This window comes from Agrococcus sp. BE272 (genome assembly GCF_031457935.1).
GTDB lineage: Bacteria > Actinomycetota > Actinomycetes > Actinomycetales > Microbacteriaceae > Agrococcus > Agrococcus sediminis.
The window spans coordinates 1,042,195-1,060,510 of the sequence record NZ_JAVDXL010000001.1 but is presented as its reverse complement, the minus strand read 5'-3'; the positions used below and the strand labels follow the sequence as shown (position 1 = coordinate 1,060,510).

13 protein-coding genes are annotated in these 18,316 nt (G+C 73.2%); 5 read left to right on the top strand and 8 right to left on the bottom strand.

Going from position 1 to position 18,316, the window contains the following annotated elements; all coding sequences use genetic code 11:
• The first annotated feature begins 39 nt into the window (after positions 1-39).
• The 3 genes from J2X49_RS05115 (at position 40) to J2X49_RS05105 (ending at position 5,128) form a co-directional block, all read left to right on the top strand.
• The gene (locus tag J2X49_RS05115) at positions 40-1,404 is read left to right on the top strand and encodes a glutamyl-tRNA reductase (protein WP_310123321.1); all 1,365 of its coding nucleotides are present in this window, start codon (positions 40-42) and stop codon (positions 1,402-1,404) included.
• A gap of 94 nt (positions 1,405-1,498) precedes the next feature.
• Entirely contained in the window at positions 1,499-2,923 is a 1,425-nt protein-coding gene (locus J2X49_RS05110; RefSeq protein WP_310123320.1) for an MFS transporter, read from the top strand.
• 195 nt (positions 2,924-3,118) lie between these two features.
• Entirely contained in the window at positions 3,119-5,128 is a 2,010-nt protein-coding gene (locus tag J2X49_RS05105; protein WP_310123316.1) for a glycogen debranching N-terminal domain-containing protein, read from the top strand.
• A gap of 120 nt (positions 5,129-5,248) precedes the next feature.
• Here J2X49_RS05105 and J2X49_RS05100 read toward each other — a convergent pair whose 3' ends face one another.
• Genes J2X49_RS05100 through J2X49_RS05085 form a run of 4 tightly spaced genes read right to left on the bottom strand, consistent with a single transcriptional unit; the run spans position 5,249 to position 9,523 of the window.
• Positions 5,249-6,082: a carbohydrate ABC transporter permease gene (locus J2X49_RS05100; RefSeq protein WP_246992771.1), complete on the bottom strand. Its 834-nt coding sequence runs from the start codon at positions 6,080-6,082 to the stop codon at positions 5,249-5,251.
• The gene (locus tag J2X49_RS05095; protein ID WP_246992773.1) at positions 6,079-7,245 is read right to left on the bottom strand and encodes a carbohydrate ABC transporter permease; all 1,167 of its coding nucleotides are present in this window, start codon (positions 7,243-7,245) and stop codon (positions 6,079-6,081) included. The genes J2X49_RS05100 and J2X49_RS05095 overlap by 4 nt, the downstream gene beginning before the upstream one ends.
• The gene (locus J2X49_RS05090; protein ID WP_310123307.1) at positions 7,245-8,489 is read right to left on the bottom strand and encodes an extracellular solute-binding protein; all 1,245 of its coding nucleotides are present in this window, start codon (positions 8,487-8,489) and stop codon (positions 7,245-7,247) included. Before J2X49_RS05090 ends, J2X49_RS05095 begins: the two co-directional genes overlap by 1 nt.
• An 11-nt stretch (positions 8,490-8,500) precedes the next feature.
• The gene (locus J2X49_RS05085) at positions 8,501-9,523 is read right to left on the bottom strand and encodes a LacI family DNA-binding transcriptional regulator (RefSeq protein ID WP_310123304.1); all 1,023 of its coding nucleotides are present in this window, start codon (positions 9,521-9,523) and stop codon (positions 8,501-8,503) included.
• 101 nt (positions 9,524-9,624) lie between these two features.
• Between J2X49_RS05085 and J2X49_RS05080 the strand changes: the two genes are divergently transcribed.
• A complete protein-coding gene (locus J2X49_RS05080; RefSeq protein ID WP_310123301.1) occupies positions 9,625-11,514 on the top strand; it encodes a glycogen debranching N-terminal domain-containing protein in 1,890 nt (629 codons plus the stop codon).
• A gap of 6 nt (positions 11,515-11,520) precedes the next feature.
• On the opposite strand, the gene nhaA is transcribed toward J2X49_RS05080, so the two are convergent.
• From nhaA to J2X49_RS05060, 4 genes are all read right to left on the bottom strand, one after another.
• The gene (gene nhaA / locus J2X49_RS05075) at positions 11,521-12,789 is read right to left on the bottom strand and encodes a Na+/H+ antiporter NhaA (protein ID WP_310123298.1); all 1,269 of its coding nucleotides are present in this window, start codon (positions 12,787-12,789) and stop codon (positions 11,521-11,523) included.
• A 221-nt stretch (positions 12,790-13,010) separates the two neighbouring features.
• Complete coding sequence (locus J2X49_RS05070; protein ID WP_128189531.1) at positions 13,011-13,991, bottom strand: carbohydrate ABC transporter permease; 981 nt, start codon at positions 13,989-13,991, stop codon at positions 13,011-13,013.
• On the bottom strand, positions 13,988-15,139 hold the full coding sequence (locus J2X49_RS05065) for a carbohydrate ABC transporter permease (RefSeq protein ID WP_146355316.1): 1,152 nt from the start codon (positions 15,137-15,139) through the stop codon (positions 13,988-13,990). The genes J2X49_RS05070 and J2X49_RS05065 overlap by 4 nt, the downstream gene beginning before the upstream one ends.
• A gap of 472 nt (positions 15,140-15,611) precedes the next feature.
• The gene (locus J2X49_RS05060) at positions 15,612-16,946 is read right to left on the bottom strand and encodes an ABC transporter substrate-binding protein (protein WP_128189545.1); all 1,335 of its coding nucleotides are present in this window, start codon (positions 16,944-16,946) and stop codon (positions 15,612-15,614) included.
• 272 nt (positions 16,947-17,218) lie between these two features.
• Here J2X49_RS05060 and J2X49_RS05055 point away from each other — a divergent pair, with 272 nt between their 5' ends.
• The gene (locus J2X49_RS05055; RefSeq protein ID WP_246992783.1) at positions 17,219-18,226 is read left to right on the top strand and encodes a LacI family DNA-binding transcriptional regulator; all 1,008 of its coding nucleotides are present in this window, start codon (positions 17,219-17,221) and stop codon (positions 18,224-18,226) included.
• Positions 18,227-18,316 lie beyond the last annotated feature (90 nt).

Here is an 18,316-nt window from a genome sequence, read left to right as displayed (position 1 = left end):
GCCGACGGGGCGGGCTGGGGGACGCGGTAGGATGGTCGGGTGCTCATCTGCCTGACGGCGAGTCACAAGAACGCCGACTTCACAGCCCTCGAGGCCCTGTCGTCGGCAGACGCCGCGCAGCTGCCCACCTCCTTCGCCTCGCACCCGTCGATCGACGGCGCGATCGTCGTCTCCACCTGCAACCGCTTCGAGGTGTACCTCGACGTCGACGCCGACCGGGACGAGGCGCCGGGCATCGCGCAGACGGCCGCGACGGATGCGCTCGGGTTCCACCATCCCGAGACCCTCGAGCCGCTCGTCGAGGGCCGCGCCGCCGAGCACCTGTTCGCCGTCGCCGCCGGCCTCGAGTCGGTCGTCGTCGGCGAGGGCGAGATCGCCGGCCAGGTGCGCCGCGCGCTGCAGTCGGCGCAGGACGCCGGCACGACCTCCCCGAGCCTCGAGCGCCTCTTCCAGCGCGCGTCCGAGACGCAGCGCGGCATCAAGAACCGCACCGGCATCGGCGAGGCCGGTCGCTCGATCGTGCGCCTCGCCCTCGACCTCGCGAGCGCCCGCGTCGACTTCACCGGCGCGCGCGTGCTGCTCGTCGGCACCGGCCGCTTCGCGGGCGTCTCGCTCGCCGAGCTGCGCCGCCGCGGCGCCCAGCACATCGAGGTCTGGAGCCCCTCCGACCGCGGCGCCGGCTTCGCCCGCAGCCACGCGATCGGCTACGTCGACCCGCGCGACGCCCCGCTCGCCGCCGCGACGGCCGACGTCATCGTCACGTGCACGAGCGCCGACCACCACGTGGTCGACGCCGCGCTGCTCCGGGCCGGCCGCGAGCGGCTCGCCGCGACCCACGCCTTCCCCGGCTCCGCCGTGCAGCCGCACGACGCATCCACCTGCCCCGTCGCGCTCGACCCGACCGCAGAGGGCTGCCCGCTCCACGCAGGCCCCGGCGCCGAGTGCCCGGTCGACCACGGCCGCGCCTCGCAGCTCGTGATCGACATGGGCATGCCCCGCAACGTCGACCCCGACGTCGCGACCGTGCACGGCGTCGAGGTGCTCGACCTCGAGACGATCCGCCTGCACGCGCCGCTCGAGCACCTCACCGCCACCGAGGACGCCCGCCACCTCGTGCGGAAGGCCGCCGCGCGCTTCGAGCGCGGCACCGCCGAGCGGCAGCTCGGCCCCGCGATCGCGGCGCTGCGCGAGCACGTGCAGGGCGCGATGGACGCCGAGCTCGCCCGCATCGCCAAGCGCGGCACCGAGGAGGAGCGGCGCCTCGCCGAGCAGGCGCTGCGCCACTTCGCGGGCGTGCTGCTGCACAAGCCCACCGTGCGGGCTCGCGAGCTCGCCGCCGAGGGCAGGCACGACGACTTCCTCGCCGCGATCCAGGCGCTGTACGGCATCGACGACGTCGCGTGAGCGGTGGAGCTGGGAGGAGAGGCCCTTTCGGGCCTCTCCTGCGACCCCAGCTCCGGGCCCCGTCCCGGGGCCCGGTCACGCGTCACGGCCAGAGGTGACCGAACCCTTCGAGTCCGGCGGCGAGCCGGCCTCCGGCGCGCACGGCATCCTGCCCGCGACGCCCATCACCGGGCCCGTCGAGACCGTCGACAGCCCTGCACGACGCCGACGCTTCGTCGACCTCGCCCCGCTGCGCGCCTCGCCCGCGTTCGCCAGGCTCTGGATCGGCAACGCGATCAGCGGCATCGGCGCGCAGATGACGGTCGTCGCCGTCGGCCTGCAGATCTTCGACATGACCGCGAGCACGATGATGGTCGCCCTCGTCGGCGGCATCGCGCTGCTGCCCATGGTCGTCGCCGGCCTGTGGGGCGGCATGCTCGCCGACGCCTTCGACCGCCGCGCCCTGCTCATCGCCTCGAGCCTCACCGGCTGGGGCGCCGTGCTCGGCCTCGTCGCGCTCTCGACGTGGGATGCCGCGCTCGTCGCCGAGGGCGGCCGCGCACCGGTGTGGCCGTTCTACGTGCTCACGACGATCAACACCGTCGCCGCGACCATCTCGGGAGCGACGCGCAGCGCCGTCACCCCGCGCATCCTGCCCGCCCACCTCCTCTCGCGCGCGGCCGCGCTCAACGGCATCGCGATGGGCACCATGCTCACGCTCGGCCCCGCCGCGGCCGGCGTGCTCGTCGCGACCGTCGGCCTGCCGATCACCTTCGCGATCGACGCGGCGCTCTTCACCGCCGGCTTCCTCGGCGTGCTCGGCCTGCCCCGCCTGCCCCCGCTCGGCGCGGTCGCGAAGCCGGGCCTCGCGTCGCTGCGCGACGGCTACCGCTTCCTGCGCCAGGCGCCCAACATCCGCATGTCGTTCGTCGTCGACATCATCGCGATGACGTTCGGCCGGCCCTACGCGCTGCTGCCCGCGATCGGCGCCGTCGCCATCGGCGGCGGCCCCGTCACCGTCGGCGCCCTCACCGCCGCGGCTGCCATGGGCACGCTGCTCGCGAGCCTCTTCTCGGGCCCGGTCGCGCACATCCAGCGCCACGGCGTCGCGGTCGCGCGGGCCATCACCGTCTACGGCGCGTTCGTGCTGCTGCTCGGCACCGTCATCCTCGCCATGGCGCTCGGCTGGGGCGGGCCGGTCGCCGCCGAGTGGCCGCAGGTGTCGTGGCCGGCGCTCGCGGTCGCCGCGATCGCGATGGCCGGCATGGGCGCGAGCGACGAGATCAGCGCGATCTTCCGCTCGACCATGATGCTCACCGCCGCGCCCGACGACATGCGCGGCCGCACGCAGGGACTGTTCACCGTCGTCGTCACCGGCGGCCCGCGCATCGGCGACCTCTACGCGGGCCTCGCGACCACGCTCGTGGCGCTGTGGGCGCCGCCGCTGCTCGGCGGCATCCTGATCGTCGTGCTCATCGCCGTCGTCACGCGCGCGCAGCGCTCCTTCCTCGCCTACGACGCACGCCGGCCGACCCCCTAGCGCCTCGGCGGCGATGCCGCTCAGCAGACGCGCACGGCCTGCGGCACTCGTGCGCGAAGGCTGAGGGCGCCTTGCGGGACGCAGTTCTGTAACAGGACTAGTTTTGGGCCAGCCGCACCGCACAGCGATCGGAAGCCCATGTGTCACGAGCAGAGCAGGGGTGTCGGGAGACCGCCGCTCCTCCACACCGAGCTCGTGGCGCTCTCTGCTCCGACGCAGGTCTGGTCGCACCGCGACGGCACGATGGGCGGCAGCACCGCCCACGGCGTCTACCACGGCGACTGGCGCTACGTGCGGGGCGTCGAGCTGCTCGTCGACGGCGCGCCCGTCGAGCACATCACGACCGCCGACGAGGCCGACTGGGTCGTCTTCCACGCCGTCGCCCGCGACCTCGACGCGCGCGCCCCGGCGGCTCGCGTCATGGTCGAGCGGATGCGCGAGGTCGCGCCGGGCGCGGTCGTCGAGCGGGTGACGATCGTCAACGGCCGCGACGTGCCCGTCAACGCCGCGGTCGAGCTCGTCTGCGACGTCGAGCTCGCGCCGATGTGGACGGTGCGCGCCGGGGATCCGCGCCCGGTCGAGCTGCGCATCCGCATCGAGGACGGCGTCGCGATCGCCACCGACGGCACCCGGGTGCTGCGCTGCACGAGCCGCGGCGGCGAGCTGCGCGTCGAGGGCAGCCGCGTCATCGCCTCGCGCCACAGCGTGGTGCTGCCCGACGACTGGGCGGGCTTCGCGCTCGAGCTCGAGCTCGACGACCCGACGCTCGCGGTGACCGGCACGCCCTGCCCCGCGCCGTGCGCGGGCGTGCGACCGACCGGCCGGGCCGCCCTCGACCGGTGGGCCGAGCGCGCCGTGACCGACCTCGAGGACCTCCTGCTCGACGCCGGCCACGGCGCGTTCCCCGCCGCGGGCGCCCCCTGGCACGTGACGATGGTCGCGCGCGACGCGCTCATCGCCTCGCGGCTGCTGCTGCCGCTCGGCACCGACCTCGCCGAGGGCACGCTGCGCACGCTCGCCGCCCGGCAGGGCGTGCGCACCGACCCCGCCACCGGCGAGGAGCCCGGCCGCATCCTGCACGAGCTGCGGCAGGACTCCATCGAGCTGCCCTGGATGGGCGTCGAGCTGCCGCCGGTCTACTTCGGCTCCATCGACGCGACCCCGCTGTGGATCGTGCTGCTGCACGACGCCTGGCGGGCGGGGCTGCCGCTCCAGACGGTGCGCGAGCTGCGCCCCTCGCTGCACGCGGCGCTCTGGTGGCTCGAGAAGCGCACCGGCGACGGGTTCCTCAGCTACCCCGAGGAGTCGGGCACGGGCCTCGCGAACAAGGCATGGAAGGACTCCCCCGACGCGATGCGCTTCGCCGACGGCGGCATCGCGACCGGCTCGCTCGCGGTCGCCCAGGTGCAGGGGCTCGCGGTGCGTGCCGCGGTCGGCGCCGCCGAGCTGCTCGACGCGCTCGGCGACGGCGGCGAGCGGTGGCGCGGCTGGGCTCAGCGGCTGCGGGAGCGCTTCCGCGGGGCCTTCTGGGTCGAGCACGGCCACGAGCGCTTCCCGGCGCTCGCGCTCGAGGCCTCGGGCGCGCAGGTCGACGCCCTCACGAGCGACATCGGGCAGCTCATCGGCACGACGCTGCTGTCGGCCGAGGAGGAGCGCGAGGTGGCCCGCCTGCTGCTCGACCCGCGGCTCTCGTCGGGCTTCGGCCTGCGCACGATGGCGACCGACGCGGCCGGCTACTGGCCCATGTCCCAGCACTGCGGCGCGATCTGGCCGCACGACACGGCCGTCGCGATCGAGGGCCTGCTGCGCGCGGGGCTCGGCGCCGAGGCCGCGGCGCTCGCCGAGCAGCTCGAGCGGGCGGCGGATGCGTTCCAGGGCAGGATGCCGCAGCTGTACGCCGGCTACGGGATCGACGACACCGCCGCGCCGATCCCCGTCCCCGGCGCGTGCTCGCCCCAGGCGTGGAGCGCGGCCGCCGTCGTCCCGGTGCACCAGGCGCTCACCGCGCGCGCCGCGAGCGCCGTCGGGCCGATCGCGGTCGAGCGGCACCTGCACGCGCTCACGCCGCTCGCGCCGAGCGCGCCGGAGCCCGCGCGCCACGCCGAGCCGGCGCGTGCGCAGCGCGTCGCGGCCGGCGGCGCCGTGCGCCGCGAGCACGCGTACCTGCGGCTCGTGGAGCCGGATCGGTCGCGGCCTGAGCTCTAGGGTCCGGAAGCTCTAGGGTCCGGAGCGAGGTCTCGTGACGCGTGCGGCTTCGCCGCGCGCTCCTCGACCTTGACGCCTGCGGGCGCAACGGCGGCTCGGCCGCCATTGCGCCCTCCGGCGTCAACCCTTCTCGCCGCCCTCCGTCGTCGACATGATGCGCTTCTGGAAGATGAAGAACATCACCGCGACCGGGATGGTCATGAGCACCGCCGCCGCGAGCTTGAGCGGGAACTGCGTGCCCGAGCCCAGCTGCCCCGACACGAGCGAGCCGACACCGGTGGTGAGCGTGTGCAGCTCGGGGCTCTGGCGCGAGATCACGAAGTGCGAGAACTCGTTCCACGACCCCTGGAACGACAGGATCGTCAGCGTGATGAGCGCCGGCATCGCCATCGGCAGCGTCACCGACCAGAAGGTGCGGAAGATGCCCGCGCCGTCGATGCGGGCCGCCTCCTCGATCGACACCGGGATCGAGTCGAAGAACTGCTTCATGATGAAGATGCCGGCCGCCGTCGACAGCAGCGGCAGGATCATGCCGCCGTACGTGTCGTAGAGCCCGAGCTCCTTGATGACGAGGAACCGCGGGATCATCAGCACGACCGACGGCACCGCGAGCACCGCGATGAACAGCGCGAAGATCGTGTTCCTGCCCCGGAAGCGCAGCCGCGACAGCGCGTAGCCCGCGAGCGAGTCGAAGAACACCCGGAAGACGGTCACGACCACCGTGATGAAGGCCGAGTTCGCGGCCCACCGCGGCAGGTCGGTGCCCGTGAACAGGCGCTCGTAGGCGGCGAACGTGAACGTCTGCGGGATGAGCGCCATCGGGTCGGCGTTCGCCTCGGCATCCGTCTTGAACGATCCGCTCACGGCGATGATGAACGGGTAGATGTACAGCAGCGCCAGCACGACGAGGATGACGTAGCCGATGATCAGGCCGGCGGAGACGCGCTCCTTCACGTGAGACCACCTCCTCCCTGGGGACCGGCATCGAGCCGGATCGCGCCCTCGGCGAGCGGGCGGTCGCCCTCGGCGTCGTCGCCCTTGCGCCGCTTCCTCCCCATGCCGGTGGTGTCGCGGTCGGCGAGCACCCAGCGCTGGATGAGGGTCATCAGGATGATGATGAGGAACAGCACGAACGCGATCGCCGCGGCGATGCCGGGCTCGTTGTTCTCGAACGCCTGGTTGAAGGCGAGGTAGGCGGGGCTCGTCAGCGTCGGCGCCGCGGGCGTGCCGCGCGTCAGGTAGACCTGGTCGAACACCTGCCAGGTGCCGATGAGGCCGAGCGTCAGCACGGTGAAGAGCGTCGGCTTCAGCATCGGCAGCGTGACGGAGAAGAACGTGCGGATGGGTCCGGCGCCGTCCATCACCGCGGCCTCCCCGACCTCGGCGCCGATGTTCTGCAGCCCGGCGAGGAAGAGCAGCATGAAGGTGCCGGAGGTCGTGAACACGGCGAGCGTGATGAGCACGCACTGCGCGACCGACGGGCCCGCGATCCAGTCCCAGGCGGTCACGCCGAGGAACCCCGGATCGGACCAGCCGGGCGGCGGCCCCGTGAGGCCGACGCGGCCGAGCAGCAGGTGGATGACGCCCCGCGGGTCGGCGAACCAGTTGGGCCCGTTGATGGAGAACCAGGCGAGCACGCGGTTCACGACGCCGGTCGCGGCGAAGAGGAACAGGAACACGCCCGTGATCGCGATCGACGAGGTGACGGAGGGGAAGTAGAAGGCGGTGCGGAAGAAGCCCTTGGCCTTGAGCATCCGCCGGTTCACCTGCACGGCGAGGAACAGCGCGAGCGCGGTCTGCAGCGGCACGACGAGCAGCACGTAGAAGACGTTGTTGCGGATCGAGCGGCCGAAGAGCTCGCGCGTGAGGGTCTGGTCGGTCGTGATCGCGGCGTAGTTGTCGAGCCCGACGACCTCGACGTTCTCGTTGAACAGCGGCGAGTTGCGGCCGTTCCAGTCGGTGAACGACACCCACAGCGCGAGCGCGATCGGCGCGACGAGGAAGACCCCGACGATGATGATCGCGGGCAGCGTGAACAGCCAGCCGGCGGCGGTCTCGCCGCCGCGCGTGCTCCCGCGCCGCTTGCGCGGCGCGGGAGCGACGGCGGGGGCGCTCATCAGCCCTGCGACGCCTGGTAGGCCGCCTCCAGCTGCGACTGCACCTGGTCGAGCACCGCCTGCGCGTCAGCACCCTGCAGGGTGGTGATGGCGTTGTTGAACTCGCTCGTCACGTCCGCGGCGCCGGCGAAGGCCACCGGGCTCACCGCGTAGTCGGCGCCGGCCACGAAGGCCGCGTTCTCCGGGTAGGTCTCGGCGTAGGTCGCCGCGGCCGACTCGGTCGACGGGATCACGCCGAACGCCTCGGAGAACTCGAGCTGCTGCTCGTCGCTCGTGAGGAACGCGACGAGCTCCTGCGCGGTCTCGGCGGTCTCCTGGCCCTCGGGGATGCCCCAGCAGTTCGAGAACGTGAACGTCCCCGGCCCCGCCGGTCCCTCGGGCAGCTCGACGACCTCGAACTCGACGTCCGGGAAGTCGTTCTCGAGCGCGCCGCGGATCCACGGGCCCTCGATCACCATCGCGGCCGCGCCGGTGCCGAAGGCCTCGCCGCCCCAGCCGGCGTTGAGGTCTGCCGGCCACTTGAGCGAGCCGGCCTCGAGCAGGCCCTGCACGTACTCGAGCGCCTCGACGTTCTCGGGCGAGTTCGCCGTGATGGTGTCGCCGTCCATGAGGCCGCCGCCGGCCTGCTCCATGAAGACGCCGAGCCTGGCGTACTCCGGGCCCATCGACAGGCCGACCGTGTCACCGGTCGTCAGCGCCTCGGCAGCCGCCTGCAGCGACTCCCAGTCGGTCGGGATGTCGGCGTCGGTCAGGCCCGCATCCGCCCACAGCTGGGTGTTGATGACGAGGCCGAGCGTCGAGAAGTCCTTCGGCGCGCACACGAACTCCCCCTCGTAGGAGAAGGCCTCGACGAGCGCCGGGTAGAACTCGCCCGCGTTCTCGAGGTCCATCGCGTACGGCTCGAGGTAGTCGTCGCTCGCATAGGTCTGGAGCTGGTCCCAGCCCATGTAGAAGACGTCGGGGGCCGAGTCGCCCGCGAAGCCCTGCGCGAGCTCCTGGTTGAGGTCGGATGCGGCGATGACCTCGACGTCGGTGCCCGACTCCGCGGCCCACGCGTCGGCGGCGGCCTGCACGGCTGCCGTCTCGGCGTCGCCCGAGGAGCCGATGAGCATGGTGAGGCTCTCGGCGGCCGGCGCCTCCGCGCCGTCCGTGGCACCGGCGTCGCCGCCGCCTCCCGAGCAGGAGGCCAGGGCGAGGGCGAGCGCGCCGGCGAGGGCGACGCTGCCCAGCTTGCTGTGTCGCATGGTGGTTCCTTTCAGGTGGGGGACTGTCCCCGGTCAGCGGCGGAGGGGATCCCCCACCGGTCGTGGCTGCGCCGGATGAGGCGCGGCCGGACGATCGTGGTGACGGCGCCGGGCTCGGCGTCGAGGGCCGCGAGGGCCGCCGCGGCGACCTCGTCGAGGCTCTGGTCGATGCTCGGGAAGCCGATGCCGGCGGCGAGCGAGGTGTTGTCGAAGCCGATGATCGGCAGGCTGCGGCCGCGCTGCGCGGCGGCGCCGATGGCGCCGGTGGCGAGCGAGTCGGAGGCGCACACGAGCGCGTCGACGCCGCGCTCGAGGAGCGCGGCGGCGGCGCCGACGGCCTCGTCGAGCCGGTCGGCGCAGCGCGCGGTGAGCGCGTCGAGCTCGCCGTCGTCGAGCCCGAGGCCCGCGCGCATCGCCGCCGCCCAGCCGGACCGGCGGTCGTCGCCGGAGCCGCTGCCGGTCGGCCAGCCGATGAAGCCGATGCGGGTGAGCCCGGCGTCGAGGAGCGCCTCGGTGGCCGCGCGGGTGCCGGCGGCGCCGTCGACATCCACCCACGAGTGCTCGGGCGCCGGCCCCCACGGCCGGCCGAACGCGACGAAGCGCATCCCCGCCGTGAGCAGCGCGGGCACGCGGGCGTCGCCGGCGTGCGTGCCGGTGAGGAGGAAGCGGTCGGCGACCCGCTGGCCCGCGAGCCCGCGGATCTTCTCGACCTCCTCCTCGTCGGTCGCGGCGGTGAAGAGCACGACGTGCTGCCCCTCGGCGTCGGCGCGGAACGTGAGCTCGTGCAGGAAGCGGTCGAGCAGCGACGAGGCGATGTTGTCGGCGACGGGCTCGATCCGCAGGCCGATCGTGGCGACGGTGCGCTGCCGCAGGCGCCGGGCCTGCAGGTTGGGCGCGTAGCCGAGGGCCTGCACGGCCGCGAGCACGCGGTCGAGGGTGGCCTGCTTGAGGAGCGCGGGGTTGTTCAGCGCGTTGGAGACGGTCTGCACCGAGACCCCGGCGTGCGCGGCCACGTCGGCGAGCGTCGGTGCCATCCCCACTCCTTCGTGACGAACCGGAGATCCGGTATTGGATCGTTCCAACTGTGACGGTAGCGTATGCCCCGTCCGATGGGAACCCCGACCGGGAGGCGCACATGCGCGACGACACCGCTGCTCCGACGCACGGCAGGCAGCCGCTGCTCAACGACGCGCTGGTGGTGCTGACGGCGCCCACGCAGGCGTGGTCCGACCCCGCGGGCGACCTCGGCGGCGCCGCCATCCACGGCGTCTTCCACGGCGACTGGCGCTACGTGCGCGGCCTCGCGCTGCGCGTCGCGGGCGAGCCCGTCGAGGCGACCGGCACCGCCAGGTCGGCCGACCGTGCCTCGTTCCACGGCGTCGCGCGCGCGATCGACGACGACACCCCCGACCCGCGCGTGCTCGTCGAGCGGATGCGCGAGGTCGCCCCGGGCGCGCTCGTCGAGCGGGTGCGCATCGCCGACGGGCTCGCGCATCCGATCGAGGCCGAGGTCGAGCTCGCGCTCGACGCCTCCTTCGCCGAGCTCTCGTCGGTGAAGTCCGGCGCGCCCCGGCCCGTCGAGCTCACGTGGCGCGAGACGCCGACGGGCCTCGAGGCGACCGACGGCACGCGCACCCTCGCGATCGCAGCGCCCGGCGCCGAGCTCGCGCGCGACGGCGACCGGGTGGTCGCTAGGTGGCGGCTGCACGTGCCCGCGGCCGGCGCGGCCGAGGCGGTGCTCGAGCTGCGCCTGGCCGACCCGACGACGGTCGTCGGTGCCGCATCCACCGCCCCGCTCGGGCAGCTGCCGCCGAGCGGCGACGCCGCGCTCGACCGCTGGGCGGCGCGCGCGCTCGAGGATCTGCAGGCGCTGCTGCTCGACGCCGGCCAGGGGCCGTTCGCGGCCGCCGGCGCGCCGTGGTTCATGACCCTCTTCGGCCGCGACACGCTCATCACCGCGCGGATGCTGCTGCCCCTCTCGCTCGAGGTCGCCGAGGGCACGCTCCGCACGCTCGCCGCCCGGCAGGGCACGACGACCGACGCGACGACGGCCGAGCAGCCGGGCAAGATCCTGCACGAGATCCGGCAGTCGACCTTCACGATGCCGGGCGAGGGCATCTCGCTGCCACCGGTCTACTACGGCACCATCGACGCGACGCCGCTCTGGATCGTGCTGCTGCACGAGGCCTGGCAGGCCGGCCTGCCGCTCGACGTCGTGCAGGAGCTCCGGCCGGCGCTCGAGGCGGCCCTCGGCTGGCTGCGCGACCACGGCAGCCCCGACGACTCCGGCTTCCTGAAGTACATCGACGAGACCGGCACGGGCCTCGCGAACCAGGGCTGGAAGGACTCCGGCGACTCGATCCGCTTCGCCGACGGCCGCATCGCCGACGGTCCGATCGCGCTGTGCGAGGTGCAGGCGCAGGCGTGCCAGGCCGCTGAGGGCGGCGCGGCGCTGCTCGAGGCGCTCGGCGATGCCGCGGGCGCGGAGGAGTGGCGCGGCTGGGCAGAGCGGATGCGCGAGCGGTTCCGCGCGGCGTTCTGGGTCGAGCGGGGCGGCGAGCGGTTCCCCGCGATCGCCCTCGACGGCTCGGGCACCCCGGTCGACGCGAAGACGTCGAACATGGGGCAGCTGCTCGGCACGTCGCTCCTGTCGGCCGAGGAGGAGGCCGCGGTCGCGCGCCTGCTCGTCGACGAGCGCTTCGCGTCGGGCTGGGGCCTGCGCACCATGGCCTCCGACGAGGGCGGCTACTGGCCGCTGTCGTACCACTGCGGCTCGGTGTGGCCGCACGACACGGGCGTCGTCATCGAGGGGATGCTCCGGGCGGGCCTCACGGCCGAGGCCCGCACCCTCTCGGCGCAGCTCGTGCGCACGGCCGACGCCTTCGACGGCCGCCTGCCCGAGCTGTTCGCCGGGTTCGGCGCCGACGAGGCGGCGACCCCGGTCGCCTACCCGGCGTCCTGCCGCCCGCAGGCGTGGAGCGCGGCCGCGGTCGTGCCGGTGCACCGCGCGCTCGCGGCGCGGTAGCCCTGCTCAGCCGCCGATGCGCTCCTGGGGCGCGTCGGCGACGCCGTCCTCGTTCATGTCGGCGCTGCGCGCCTGCTTCGCATCCCAGCGCAGCAGCGGCGCCGCGAGCACCGCGGCGAGGCCGGAGCCGATGAGCACCGCGAGCTTCGCCGCGTCGGTGCGCGCCGCGTCGTCGAACGAGAGCTCGGTGATGAGCAGCGAGACGGTGAACCCGATGCCGGTGAGCAGCGCCACCGGCAGCAGGTCGCGCAGGCCGATGCCGTCGGGCAGCCGCAGCGGCGTGACGCGCGTGACGATCGCCGTGACGCCGAGCACCCCGATGAGCTTGCCGATCACGAGGCCCGCCGCGACCGCGAGCAGCACCGGCTGCGCGGCGAGCTCGGCGAAGCCGCCGCCGTCGGCGACCGAGACGCCGGCCGAGCAGAACGCGAAGATCGGCAGCGCGATCGCGGTCGACCACGGGCGCACCGCCGCCTCGAAGCGGTGCGTGCGGGTCTCCGACTCCCCCAGCACGGGCTTCGCGGGCACGACCGCGCCGAGCAGCACGCCGGCGATCGTCGCGTGCACGCCCGACTCGTGCATGAGCCACCACGCGACGAGCGCGATGGGGATGAGCAGCCACCAGCGCGCCCAGCGCGAGCGCACGACGAGCGCGAAGACGGCGACCGCGAGCAGCGCGCCGAGCAGCGCGAGCAGCTGCACGCCCGCCGTGTAGAAGATCGCGATCACGACGATCGCGAGCAGGTCGTCGACGACCGCGAGCGTGAGCAGGAAGGTGCGCAGGCCCGTCGGCAGGCCGCGCCCGAAGATCGCCAGCACCGCGAGCGCGAAGGCGATGTCGGTCGCCGCGGGGATCGCCCAGCCGGTCAGCGCCTCGGGGTCGCCGGCGGCGAGCACGATGCCGACGTAGACGAGCGTCGGCAGCGCCATGCCGCCGACCGCGGCGAGCACGGGCACCGCCGCCTGCCGGGGGTTGCGCAGGCTCCCGGCGACGATCTCGTGCTTCAGCTCGACGCCGACGACGAAGAAGAAGATCGCGAGCAGCCCGTCGGCCGCCCAGGTGGCGACGCTCAGGTCGAGGTGCAGCGCCGCCGGCCCCACGGTCGTCTCCATGAGCGCGGCGTACGAGTCGCGCCACGGGGAGTTCGCCCAGATGAGGGCGACCGCGGCGGCGACGAGCAGCAGCGCGCCGCTCGTGGTCTCGAGGCGCAGGCTCTGCGCGAGCCGCTCGCGGCGACCGGGTCGCGGGGCGGGCGTGGGCGGGGTGGGCTGCATGGCGCTCCTCTCGGCACCGCCGAGCCGGTTCGCTCAGCGGGACGCCGACCAGGCTTCCCGGCACACCGGGTCCAGGGTATCGCGGTATCGCGGGGGCGGCACCGCCCGCTGCGCAGCATCGTGCAGCGTGCAGCAGGTCTCGGTACGCCGGGCTGCGCCCGGCTACTCGACCTTGAGCGCGCAGGGCGCAACGCGGCGGTGCCGCGTTGCGCCCTGCGCGCTCAACCCTTCGCAGACCCCGCGAGCAGGCCCCTGACGAAGTACCGCTGGAGCCCGAAGAACACGAGCAGCGGCACGACGAGCGACACGAACGCGCCGGCGGTGAGCCGCTCCCAGTTCTCACCTCGGGAGCCCGCGAGCTCGGCCAATCGCTGCGTGAGCGGCGCGGTGTCCGGTGTGCCGGAGGAGAACACGAGCGCGACCAGCAGGTCGTTCCAGACCCACAGGAACTGGAAGATCGCGAACGACGCGATCGCCGGCGTCGCGAGCGGCAGGATGATGCGGAAGAAGATCTGCCCGTGCCCTGCGCCGTCGACGCGCGCGGCCTCGATGACGTCGGCGGGGATCGCCGAGATGAAGTTGTGCAGCAGGAAGATCGCCAGCGGCAGGCCGAAGATCGCGTGCGCGATCCAGACCGGCAGGAACTGGCGCTCGCTGATGAACGGCACCGCCTCGTGCAGCGCGTCCTGGAACGGCTGCAGGAAGGTCACGAACAGCTGCAGCAACGGGATGAGCGCCATCTGCAGCGGCACGATCTGCAGCGCGAAGACCACGACGAAGAGGGTCGACGAGCCCTTGAACTTCACCCACGCGAAGGCGTAGGCCGCGAGCGCCGCGAGCACGAGCGGGATGATCGTGCCCGGGATCGCGATCGCGAGCGAGTTGACGAAGTACTCGCCCAGCTGCGGCGACGACGCCGAGCCCGAGAAGAGCACCTCGCCGTAGTTCGCGAGCGTCAGCTGCGGGTCGCCGAAGAACGTCCACCAGCCGGTCGTCGCGATCTGCCCCGCGGGCCGGAACGACGACAGCAGCAGGCCGAACGTCGGGATGGTCCAGATGACGGCGATGATGAGCGCCGCGATGGTCGCGCCCGGGCTCGTGAGCCTGCGCTTGACGCGGTCGGACCGCGTCGTGCCGCCGAGCGACGCATCCGCCGACTTCGGGGTGATCTCGGGGTCGGGGGTCACGGCAACGGAGCTCATCGGATCGCCTTCTGCTGGTTCAGGACGCGGATGTTGTAGACGACCACCGGCAGCACCATGATGAACAGGATCAGCGCCAGTGCCGCGCCTCGGCCCGGCTCGCCGGATCGGAACGCCTGCGTGTACATCTCGTTCGCGACGACGGAGGTGTTGAAGTTGCCCGCGGTCATGGTGCGGACGATGTCGAACACCTTGAGCGTCGCGATCGAGATGGTCGTCACGACCACGACGAGCGACGTGCGGATGCCCGGCACCGTGACGTTCGCGAAGCGCTGCCACGGGTTGGCGCCGTCGATCTCGGCCGCCTCGAGCTGCTCGGTCGGCACGCCCTTGATGGCGGCCGAGAGCACGACCATGGCGAAGCCGGTCTGGATCCAGATCATCACGACGATGAGCGCGAGCGTGTTCCACGGGCTGTTCTGCAGGATCTGCTGCGGCTCGCCGCCGAACCACACGATGACCTGGTTGACGAGGCCGATCTGCTCCTGCTCCGGGCCGCGGTAGGCGTACATGAAGCGCCAGATGATGCTCGCGCCGACCATCGAGATGGCCATCGGCATGAACACGAGCATCTTGTAGACGCGCTCGCCGCGGCTCTTGTCGATGAACACCGCGTAGGCGAGGCCGATCGCGGTCGACAGCAGCGGCACGAGGATGACCCACACGACGGTGTTGCCGAGCGTCACGAGCGCCTCGGGCTGGGTGAACATCCAGACGAAGTTCTCGATGCCGTTGAACGTGCCGCTCGCGTCGGTGAACGCGAGGACGGTCGTGCGGATCGCCGGGTAGACGAGGCCGACCGTCAGCAGCAGCGCCGCCGGCATGAGGAACACGAGCATCGGCTTCGAGTCGTCGTGCTGGTCGGCGAGGTAGCCGAGCACGCCGACGATGCTGAGCGCCGCGGCGGCGGCCCACGGCCAGACGCCGATCGGCTGCTCGCGGCCCTGCTCGAGCACGAACGCGACGGCCACGACGGCGACCGCGGCGACGAGCCAGGCGATGAGCCGCACGTGGCGGCGGATGCGGTCGGGGAGGAACGCGATGGCCGCCGTCGCCAGCAGCGCGGCCGCGAGCGGCCAGCCGACGATGGGCGCCGCGAGCACGAGCGCGGGGGTGACCCAGTCGAGCGCGGGGATGCTCTCGGCCATCTGCGCGAGGATGACGAGCGCGATGACGAGCGCCGCGCCGAGCAGCCGCATGACGGCGCTGCGCACCTGCGGCGCCGCCGGCTGCAGCAGCCGATCGAGCAGCCACTGCAGGATGACGCCGGCGATGCCGGCGACCCCGACCAGGATGGCCGCGTTCGTCAGCTCCTGCGTCATCCACGGCACGGCGCCGTAGAGCACGCGGGCCAGGATCGCGATGAGCGCGAACGCCGCGATCAGGATCACGCGGGGCCGCAGCCCCTGCTTGATCGCCGCGCCCCAGCTGGCCATGCGCGGCTTGTCCTCCGGGCGATCGAGGAAGGCCAGCAGCAGCGCCATGACGACGCCGAACGCCGCCAGGCCCACGACCGCCTGCATCACCTTGCCGATGAGATCCATCGTGCTCATGCGTCACCTCCGGATGCGGGTGTGGGGGCCGCGAGCGCGGCCCCCACACCGGGCATCTGCTCTTCCGTTACGGCCAGCTGGACTCGATCTGGGCGAGCACGGACTCCGTGTCGGCGCCCGAGACCCAGTCGACCATGCCGGTCCAGAAGGTGCCGGCGCCCACGGCTCCGGGCATCAGGTCGGAGCCGTCGAACCGGAACGTGGTGTTCGGGTCCTGCAGCGTCTCGACCGCCGACTGCAGCAGCGGGCTGCCGGCGTTGGCCGGGTCGAGCCCGTTGTTGGCGGAGATGACGCCGCCCAGCGAGACGCGGTTGTTGGCCCACAGGTCGCTCGACAGGTAGGTCTGCACGGCCACGACCTCCTCGGCGTCGTTGAAGGCGCCCACGAACTCGCCGCCGCCCGTGACCGCGGCCGCGTCGGCCTCGGTGCCCGGGAGGATGAAGCCCCAGACGTCGCCGTCCTCGGCCACCGTCACGCCCTCGCCCCAGAAGCCCTCGTAGAACGAGGCCTGGTGGTGCATGGCGCACTCGCCGTCGAGCACCGGCAGGCCGGCCTCGCCGAAGTCGGTGGTCGCGATCGTCGAGACGTCGCCGATGCCGCCGTTGACGTAGTCGGGGTTCTTGATGAGGTCGCCGACGCGGTCCATCGCCTCGACGATCTCAGGCGAGTCGAACGGGATCTCGTGCGTGATCCACTGGTCGTAGACATCCGGTCCCGCGGTGCGGAGCACGTAGTCCTCGATCCAGTCGGTGCCCGGCCAGCCCGTGGCCTCGCCCGAGCCGAAGCCGACGCACCAGGGGGTGACCTCGGACTCGGCGATCGTGGCGGTCAGCTCGTCGAGCTCGTCGAGCGTCGTCGGCACCTCCCAGCCGTTCTCCTCCCAGACCGACGGCGAGTACCAGACGAAGCCCTTGACGCTCGCCATCAGCGGCGCGGCGTAGAACGTGCCGTCGACGGTGCCGTAGTTCTGCCAGTCCTCGGTCCAGAACTCCTGCGCGTTCGCGACCACGCTCTCCGGCGCGGGCAGCACGCTGCCGGTGCCGGCGACCGAGGCCAGCAGGCCCGGCTGCGGGAAGATCGCGAGGTCGGGCGGGTTGCCGCCCTGGACGCGCACGTTGATCTGCGCCTCGAACTCGGCGGAGCCCTCGTAGACGACCTCGATGCCGGTGCACTCCGAGAAGTCGGCCCACGACTCGTTGAGGCGGTTGGCCTCCTCGTCGAGGATCGTGCCGTAGATGTTGACCTCGGCACCCTCGAAGGTGCCGTAGTCGGCGTAGTCCTCGCAGCCCTCTGCGGGCGCTGCCGTGCCGCCGGGCTCCTCGGAGGCGCCGGGCTCTGCGTCGCCGACGCAGCCCGTGAGGGCGAGTGCGGCGACGCCGACGATGCCGAGCGGCAGCGCCATCCTGCGTGCGTGCTTCACGTGAACTCCTTCGTTCGGTTCAAGTGCCTGGGACACGAGCCGCGAACGGAGCACGGCGCCGTGCGGAACCGGAACCGGTTCCATTGCAAGTGACGCTAGCGCACGGCACCCCCGCCCGCCATGCCGAACAATGTTGCGATTCGGCAACGATCGACCTGGGGGACACGTGGACGCCCGCCCAGGTCGGCGCTACGCTCGGAACCGGTTCCGTTCGATGGAGGAGGCGGCCCGCCGCCCCGGCGCGAGGAGGCGCGATGCCCCGGCTCGACGACGTCGCCCGCGCCGCCGGGGTCTCGAAGGCCACCGCGTCCCGCGCCCTCTCCGGCGCCGACGGGGTCTCCCCCGCGACGCGCGAGAAGGTGCAGCGCACCGCCGCCGACCTCGGCTTCCGCGCGAGCGGCGCCGCCCGCCGCCTCGCGACGGGCGTGACCCGCACGATCGGCGTGCTCACGCCATCCGTCGACCGCTGGTACTTCGGCAGCGTGCTGCACGGCATCGCGCACGCCGCCGACCGGCACGAGCACGACGTGCTGCTCTACGACCTCGGCGCCTTCGGGCGCGGAGGGCACGAGAAGTTCGAGCGCTTCATGCTGCGCGGGGAGGTCGACGGGCTCGTCACCATCACCTGGAGCCTCGTCGGCGGCGACCTGACGCGCTTGGCCGAGCTCGGCATCCCCGTCGCGACGGTCGGCGAGCCCACGCCCCACTCCCGCTCCTTCAGCCTCGACGACGACGCGGCCGGCGAGCAGGCGGCCGAGCACCTCGTGCGGCTCGGCCACACCGACCTGCTGCACCTCGCGAGCGAGACCGAGGTGCAGCCGTTCGACGCCTCCTCCTCCGACCGCCGCAAGCGGGCGTTCGAGCTCGTCTCCGCCCGCCACGGGCTGCGGATGCGCCCGGTGCAGACCGTGCCGACGACGCTCGAGGCCGCCCACGCCGCCGCGCGCGGCATCCTCGCGCGCGCCGACCGCCCCACCGGGATCGTCGCCGGCACCGACGAGGTGGCGCTCGGCGTGCTGCTCGCCGCGCACCAGCTGGGGGTGCGCGTGCCGGAGGAGCTGAGCGTCATCGGCGTCGACGACGTGCCCGCCGCGACCGCCTTCGGGCTCACCACGATCCGGCAGGACCCGGCCCAGCACGGCGAGGACGTCGTCGCCTGGATCATCTCGGCGCTCGGCGAGCCGGAGGCCGAGCCCGACCGCAGCCACACCAACTACGCGCCCGTGCTGGTGGTGCGCGGATCCACGGCACCGCCTCCCTGATCGACCCACGGAGCGCGACCTCGGTAGCGTGGTCTCCGATCGCCCGCACGACCCACCGCATCCGCCGCACCCAAGGAGCGTCCGTGAGCT